At 34.1% G+C, this 7,718-nt stretch carries 6 protein-coding genes and 3 pseudogenes; 6 read left to right on the top strand and 3 right to left on the bottom strand.

Going from position 1 to position 7,718, the window contains the following annotated elements; genetic code table 11:
• Window positions 1-39: 39 nt before the first annotated feature.
• Window positions 40-171: pseudogene (locus tag HMPREF9425_RS10615) on the bottom strand (YciI family protein); the annotation flags it as partial.
• A gap of 8 nt (window positions 172-179) precedes the next feature.
• On the opposite strand from HMPREF9425_RS10615, the gene HMPREF9425_RS10740 reads away from it, so the two are divergent.
• Window positions 180-398, top strand: a complete 219-nt coding sequence (locus HMPREF9425_RS10740; RefSeq protein WP_081448752.1) for an integrase core domain-containing protein — start codon at window positions 180-182, stop codon at window positions 396-398.
• Between the two features lie 176 nt (window positions 399-574).
• Here the strand turns inward: HMPREF9425_RS10740 and HMPREF9425_RS07985 are convergent, their stop codons facing one another.
• Together HMPREF9425_RS07985 and HMPREF9425_RS07980 are read right to left on the bottom strand one after the other, a co-directional pair.
• Window positions 575-1,927 carry a sensor histidine kinase gene (locus tag HMPREF9425_RS07985; RefSeq protein WP_003098077.1) on the bottom strand — a complete coding sequence of 451 codons (1,353 nt, stop codon included), beginning with the start codon at window positions 1,925-1,927 and terminating at the stop codon, window positions 575-577.
• Between the two features lie 17 nt (window positions 1,928-1,944).
• Window positions 1,945-2,643, bottom strand: a complete 699-nt coding sequence (locus tag HMPREF9425_RS07980; protein ID WP_003098075.1) for a response regulator transcription factor — start codon at window positions 2,641-2,643, stop codon at window positions 1,945-1,947.
• Between the two features lie 197 nt (window positions 2,644-2,840).
• Between HMPREF9425_RS07980 and HMPREF9425_RS10735 the strand changes: the two genes are divergently transcribed.
• The 5 genes and pseudogenes from HMPREF9425_RS10735 (at window position 2,841) to HMPREF9425_RS07960 (ending at window position 7,665) form a co-directional block, all read left to right on the top strand.
• A complete protein-coding gene (locus HMPREF9425_RS10735) occupies window positions 2,841-3,173 on the top strand; it encodes a lacticin 481 family lantibiotic (protein WP_003098073.1) in 333 nt (110 codons plus the stop codon).
• A gap of 118 nt (window positions 3,174-3,291) precedes the next feature.
• Window positions 3,292-3,381, top strand: a pseudogene (locus HMPREF9425_RS10535) (type A2 lanthipeptide); the annotation flags it as partial.
• Window positions 3,382-3,641: 260 nt separating this feature from the next.
• Window positions 3,642-3,943 (top strand): annotated as a pseudogene (locus HMPREF9425_RS07970) (ATP-binding cassette domain-containing protein); the annotation flags it as partial.
• A 9-nt stretch (window positions 3,944-3,952) separates the two neighbouring features.
• Window positions 3,953-5,317, top strand: a complete 1,365-nt coding sequence (locus tag HMPREF9425_RS07965) for a S8 family peptidase (protein WP_003098069.1) — start codon at window positions 3,953-3,955, stop codon at window positions 5,315-5,317.
• A gap of 209 nt (window positions 5,318-5,526) precedes the next feature.
• Window positions 5,527-7,665 (top strand): SH3 domain-containing protein, encoded by a 2,139-nt coding sequence (locus HMPREF9425_RS07960; protein WP_037621592.1) that lies wholly within the window; start codon window positions 5,527-5,529, stop codon window positions 7,663-7,665.
• The last annotated feature ends 53 nt before the right edge of the window (window positions 7,666-7,718 follow it).

The raw sequence follows: 7,718 nt of genomic DNA, 5'->3' as shown, positions 1-7,718 counted from the left end.
GTGCTGAAAATTCCTTTTGTATATAGATTCCTAATAAACCTACTTGTCGTCAAAAGGTTTACTGATGATAGTTTCAAATTCCGGACAATACTTACTTGCCTCAAATTCAATGATATCATATTGGGCAATCTCATTTTGATAGAATGGATCGTGTGCAATGATTTCTTGAACACCACTGTATTCAACATTCCTATAGTGCTAAGGGATGCCCATATGACAATAGTTGTATAGAGTCATTTCACGCAACGATCAAAAAGGAGTGTATTTACGCCGAAGCTAATATTGGTTATAAAGATTTTCAGACCTGTTACGATAGTATTTTTAAGTATATCGGAGGTTTTTATAATTCGAGGAGGCGCCACAGCAAACTGAACTATCTTTGTCCGAATGAATTTTAAAAACAAATTGCTTAGTTAATAGCACTCCTTCTACGCGCTTATAAAATTCATTTTATGATCTCGTAGAAGGAGTCCAGCAACCGAAGGGCGCTAGCCTTCAAATTTTTCTCCTAAAATGTGTCCAAAATATTGACAGAATTCCAAAACTCAATTATTTAAAATGGAATGACTGGGTACTATAAGGTAGGTGATTCAATAGGAAGGATAATTTCTGTTTGAAAATATTCTCCTTGTTCACTTGTGATAATCATACTACCTCCATGTAAATCAACAATTTGGTTAGAAATTTTTAGTCCCATACCACTTCTGCGAGCCCCAGAAATATCAAAATTAAATTCCTCAATTTTATTAATATTTTTAAGTCTATCTGTAGAGGTTCCAATTCCATTATCACGTATAATAACTGAAAATTTATTACGAGAAATATAGTTAAGGACAATCTGAATATTACAACCAGAAGGGTTATGCAATACAGAATTATAAATGAGATTGTGAATAACTCTAGACATCAAAGATTTTTCAATGTACATTTTTTTACCCAACAATTTATTATCAGGAATAAACTCAAAATTAAAATTATTCCAAATCTCTTCATTAATAATTTGTATGATTATTTCCCTAAAGAAGGGGATAATATCTGTTATTTCTTGATTTAATTTAAAATTACCGTTTGTTAGTCTAGCGAATATGTTGAGATCGTTTAGCAAATTTTGAATATAGTGACTCTCAACTAGTGTAGGTTTCAAATTTTTTAATAGGTCATCATTGTCTGTTTTTTCAATGGCTAATGATGTATTAGCCATGATAACTGAGAGTGGGGTTTTTATGTCATGAGCTATTCCTGAAATCCAATTTTCTTTAAAATTTTCGTTTTCACGTAATTGTTGATTTGCAGAATTAACAGCAAGAGTCAATTTATCTAGCTCTTTTACAGATTTTACTTGAGTGTTTATACCACTTGGTAAGTTGTTAATTGCGTTAATAATTGGTTTGATATTTCGGTTAAAGAAAGTAAGGCTGTGACAATATAGTAAGAGACAAAATAAAATATTAGCAAATATAATTGATAGGATGATAATCGGAATGATTTGGATTCTATTCAATTCAAAGTAATTATTGCCGTATTGTATAATACTGTCTTTTGGAAATGCGATAATATATATATCATCGTTGTCGTCTTTTAGTTGAGTAAATACAGGATAATCTTTTAGATAATATCTAGAGAATCTAATAGCATCAGTAAAATTAAATTGACTGGCTATTTCTTTAGGTTTATTAACATTGAATTTTTCTTTACCACTATTTTTATCAATAACCATTATCCATAAATTATCTTTATCAATTAACTTTTTTGCGGCTGAACTTACTACATAGTTTCCATTAGAAAAAGTAATTCCATTGGATATCTTGTCAACTATATTTGAGGCAGACTGTTGGCTGCGAATATAATTAGAGGCAGTAATTAGTAGTACGATATCAATTATGATAATAAAAATAAACTTTAGTATAATTTTTTTGAAGATATTCATTGCTATCCCTCAATTATCTATATAACAAGCTTATAACCGAGACCTTTGATGGTAATTAGGTGATTTGGTCTAGAAGGAATGTCTTCGATTTTTCCTCTTATATTTCGAATATGTACCATGAGAGATTTTTCACAGCCATAGCTATCAAGTCCCCAAACAGTATCACAAATTGTTTCAATAGAGACGATATAATTTTTATTAGCATATAATTTTCGGAGAATTTGTATCTCTGTAGGTGTCAATGACAAAATTTCATCATTTTTTTTAACACTTGCGCTACTTAAATCTATAGTACAGTTATCTAACTCAATTATTTCTGACTCATCTTTATATGCCCTCCTTAATAGTGCAATAATTCGATAAGTTAAAGATTTAGGTAAAAATGGTTTCGTAACATAGTCATCTCCTCCGGAGTTAAGTCCTCGAATTTCATCGTCAGGATTATTTTTAGCGGTTAAAAATAAAATAGGAACATCGGAACTTTCTCTAACATACTCTGAAAGTAAATATCCTTCACCATCTGGCAACATAACATCTAAAATAATAAGATCAATATGTGATACTGAGAAAACATTAATCCCTTCACTGATGCTGTAAGCGACATGAATATTTTGAAAACCACGACTAGCAAGAACTTCTTTTATAGACTCGCTTAGCGCTTCATCATCATCGACGATTAGTATACTTTTCTTTAGTAATTGAACTTCAAAATTCATATATTAACTCCAAAAATTTTCTTAATTATACCATAAATTTAAGTAATTATAATGTCACAGAAGAAAAAATTCAGACATTTAAAATTCTTAAAAATAATTTTAAGTTTTCTTTATCATAAATTTGTATTCCTGTCTTACAATGAACTCGTAATAAATAAGATAACCAGTCTATCAAGGTTCGAAAAAGAGGTGGCATTATGCAAAATAAATATGAAGCTGTTGATTCAATTAAAGAAATTAGCCTAGAAGAGCTAGATCAAATTATTGGTGCTGGGAAAAATGGAGTGTTTAAAACTATTTCACACGAATATCGTATGAATTCATTCCAATTTTATTCACTTGTTGTTCTTAATGTTATGAGTCTGGTTATCTTAGATGTTGCAACAAAAAGAGGGAAACCTCTTTTTGTTTTTCTTTTAAAGGTGGTACTTTTCTATTGTTATCGTATTAGGGATAATAAGAGAGCAAAATTAGAGCTTTATTTTTTCTTAAACTTTTCTTTAACCAGTAATTTTAAAATTATTGTATAAAGTAGCATAGATATGCGTTAAATTTAATATTAAAAAGTGGGGTAGTTAAGATGAAAATAAAATTCGTACCAAAGCTATTGAGGCATTATAAGAATTTCAAGTTTAAGAATTAGATAGTCTTTTAGGCAGTGGTAAAGGGCACGGAGTAAATACAATCTCTGCTGAATGTCACTGGAAAAATTTACAAGTAATTTTTACATGTTACTAATTGAAAGAGGTTAGCTTATGAATCAGAAAGAAGTTTTGTACAGTCAGTTTGACGCCTTTCCTAGAACATTCATTGAGAGATATTTTCCTGAAGTATTATTAAAAACTAAAATATAAGTTATCGAGAATTTATTAATTCGAAACTTTAAGGGAAAATTTCTTGTATCTTAATGTTATCTTTAGGTGGTCAATTTACAATTACAGTATAGAAACAGAATTAAAAGGATAGATTTTTTATTATTGGGCTACATGAGGTTAAAAATGAAAAATATTATTGAATTACACAAGCTTTCTAAAGTGTAGAAGTTACTACCGTGGAACTAGAAAAGTTTACTGTTCGAGAGGGCGAAATCTATGGTTTTCTTGGTCCAAATGGTGCAGGTAAAACAACAACAATGAAAATGATCTTGTCGTTAGTTATGCCAACTTCAGGAGAAATACTTATTAATGGTGAAAACATCACAAAAAATAAACAGTATTTAAACCAAATCGGTTAGATGATTGAAGAACCATCATATTATCCTAATTTAACAGGTTATGAAAATCTACTGGTTTTTCAAAAATAGGTGATTATGAAAAAAAGAGATTTATTATTAGCTAGCACGGTATTGTCAATATTATTGTTTGTTGGTAGTTCACCAAGTTGTGTTCAAGCAACTGACATTGAAACAACTCGGTACAATGTATTATTAAGAGAAACTCAATCAGTTGACGATATGGAGAAAGCATTTGAAAAAGAAGGTATCACAGTTACTGACAAGATCCCTGAGATAAATTTCATGACCATCTCCACAGAGAAAAGTAAGCAGGATGTGAAAGAGGAAAATAGCAGTAAGATTGAAGAGATTGTGGAGGATGATAAGCTAACTGTTAAACCCAATATTAGCTATTCTTATAAAGGTCAAGTCTATACGAATGATAATTCTGATTTTTGGGAAAATCAATGGGATATGCAAAAGAGCATTAGCACAGGGACTAAGTTTACTCATAAATCTTCAGGTGAAGCGACGATTGGAGTTATTGATTCAGGGATTACAAACGATAACTCCGAAATATCTTCTAATATTATTTCCGTGAAAAACTTCGCAGCTGATGCGACCACTGGTCTTGTCGATGACCAAAATGTTTTAGACAAAACAGGTCATGCAACATCTGTTGTCGGTCAGATATCCTCAAACGGTAGTTACCTCGGAATTGCTCCTGGCATGAGGGTGAGAATGTATCGTGTTTTTGACGAGGGAAATGCCCAAGATCAATGGATTTTAAAAGCATTGATTCAAGCGGCTAAAGATGATGTTGATGTCATCAATTTAAGTTTCGGAGAATATCTGCTTGAAAATTCGACTGATGAAAGTGATAAAACAGCACTCATTAACATTTATCAACGGGCCGTTAATTTTGCCCATAAGCAAGGTTCAGTAGTTGTTGCTTCTGTAGGCGATGAAGGATTAAATCTAGACAATCAAGCGGAATTGAAATATCACCTTGGTAGCTCAAACGGCAAGGACTACGCTCAGGTTAATGGTTCAGTAAAAGATATTCCTGCTGAATTAGATAATGTTGTTACAGTGGGGTCAGTGGACGCTGATGATCGCATTTCTAGTTTCTCAAACAGAGGTTCTGAAGTGGATATCTACGCAACTGGAGGCGGTTCTAAAGAGTTGTCAGCAGTTGGATACGACAAATGGATGGCAGAGAGATTATTTGAAAGAGATTGGATTATTGTTCCAACACTTCAAGGACAGTTCACTTATGCGTATGGAACATCAATCGCAGCACCAAAAGTATCTGCTGCCTTGGGATTAATTATGGAAAAGTATCACTTGAAAAATCAGCCTGATGAAGCTATCAAGATCTTGTATGACAATAGCTGGCTGAGTCATGATGGAAATGGCAATTCATTTAGAATGCTGAACATTACAAATTTTGTTCAATAATCAATTAATGAAGGTATTAATATGAATCAAGTGCTTATCATAGAGGATGATTTTGATATTGACTCGCATCATCCTAGGGATAAATAACAATAGTTGTATAATCACATATCAATAATAAAGAGTTGTTCTGAATTTGCTTTATTGTATGCTAAATTTCTGAATAAACTCTAAATGCGTTCGTTTAAACATTTTAAATGGAGTACAAAACTATGAAAAAATTATTTTGGATGACGCGAAGCCAACGTTTCTCAATCAGAAAGTATTCTATCGGAGTAGCTTCGGTGCTCATTGGGATGTTCTTATTGGGAACACCTAAAGGAGCATCTGCAGATGAGTTGACCAACACCAATGATGTAACGACTACAGAAGTAGTTGGAAGTGTGACTAATGATAGTAGTAGCACGACAACATCTATAACTACAGAAGCAGTTTCTACTGCTCAAGAAACACCAACTGTTAATCAAGAAGTAGCGCAGGCTACCAAAGGAACAGGGAGCAGTTTAAATAGTTCTGCTGTATCTGAGGACTCTCATGTAAATGCTGAAGCAACTAGGACTGATTTATCTACAAACACTTCAAATGGTGTTGCAGAAGGACATACTACAAAAGAGATTACCCCAGCTGCACCATCAGTTGATCAGTCTAGCAAAGAAGTTAAAACAGAAAATATTGAAGACAAGGTATCTGAAGTCGTAGAAGCTCCTACGACTCCTGCAGATAATCAAAGCACAGATAAAGCTACTACAAAAGTAGATGACGAAGGAAGTCTGGATGATGATTTAGCAACTGTTGAAGATTTCTTGAATCAAAATCAAAATAGCAAATTATCTGATGGTGCTAATACAAGATCAGGACGAGCTATCGGTGATGACTACCCTGCTTCTTGGAGAAATAATCCCAACTCTGTGGACTCTTGGGGATATTACACAGGAAATTGCACCTCATTTGTAGCTAATCGCTTGCATAATGTTAACCACTTTGAAGTTCCAAGAGCTATGGGAAATGGAGCACAGTGGGGAGCTGTTGCAAGAAGCCTAGGATATAGAGTAGATAACACTCCAGCAGTGGGTTCTGTAGCTTACTATACTGATGGTGGTTACGGACACGTAGCTTGGGTCGCTGAGATTGTTGGAGGTAACATTGTTGTTGAAGAGTATAACTGGATTAGAAATGGAGGAATGGACTACACATATCACACCCAAACACAACCTACTTCTAAACCCGCGGGATTTATTCACTTCAAAGATTTAAGTGGTACGCCTTCAACTCCAATCAGTACAACACCTTCAGCAGGAACAAGTACCGGTGGTTCTTTGCCAAGTTCAGGTACTTATAGATTCACTAATCGCAAAGGGATTAAGTCAGAACCTAGGATTTCTAGCGCAGATATCGCTTACTATGACAATGGAAGCTCTGTTAACTATGATAAGACTGTAATAGCAGACAATTACGAATGGATTTCTTATGTCTCTTATTCAGGTGCCCGCAGATATATTGCCATCAATCAAGTAGCGACCCGACCAACGACTCCAGTCACTACTCCAAGTACAAGTGGTCAAGCGACTAGCTCTTTACCAAGTTCAGGTATTTATCGTTTTACTAGCCGAAAAGGGATCAAATCAGAACCTAAAATTTCCAGTGCTGACATTGCATACTACGACAATGGAAGTTCTGTTAACTATGATAAGACATTAGTAGCCGATAACTATGAATGGATTTCCTATGTTTCTTATTCAGGAGCTCGCAGATATATCGCTATCAATCAAGTAGCGACTCAACCAACAACTAGTGGAACCTCTACGGCCCCAGTGGCTCCAAGTAGAGCTGAACCAACAGGAACAATTTCCATCACAAATAAAAACGACCAAACGGGTACATTTGATGTTATCATTTCAAATGTTTCAAGTCCTAATGGTGTCAAAGAAGTAAAAGTACCAACTTGGTCAAGCGAAAATGGACAAGATGATATTATCTGGTATGTTGCAGCTAAGCAAGGTGATGGAACTTACAAAGTTTCCGTGAATCCAAGTGATCACAAAAATTCTCTAGGAGAATATAATGTTCACTTGTACTATGTTCAAAACGACGGCAAAATGGTTGGAGTAGGTGGTACCACGACTATTGTAAAAGCAGTTGTAAGACCTTCTATCCCTGATAAAGGGCGATATACTTTCTCAGGACATGCTAGTATAAAAGCAGAACCTAAAATGTCCTCACCAGAACTGGCTTATTACGATGCCGGAGACGGTGTTAATTACGACAAGGTACTTTTGTCTGATGGCCATTATTGGATTAGCTACGTTTCATTCTCAGGCAACAGACGATATATCAGCGTAGCAGTAGCATAGATAGGTGAATATGATGAAAAAAACAATTAAAATCGTTACAAGTTTGCTAGCAG

Origin of the sequence: Streptococcus vestibularis ATCC 49124 (assembly GCF_000188295.1) — a bacterium.
GTDB classification, from domain to species: Bacteria; Bacillota; Bacilli; order Lactobacillales; family Streptococcaceae; genus Streptococcus; species Streptococcus vestibularis.
Note: the sequence above shows the minus strand (reverse complement) of the source record. Positions and strands in the feature narration are given on the sequence as shown.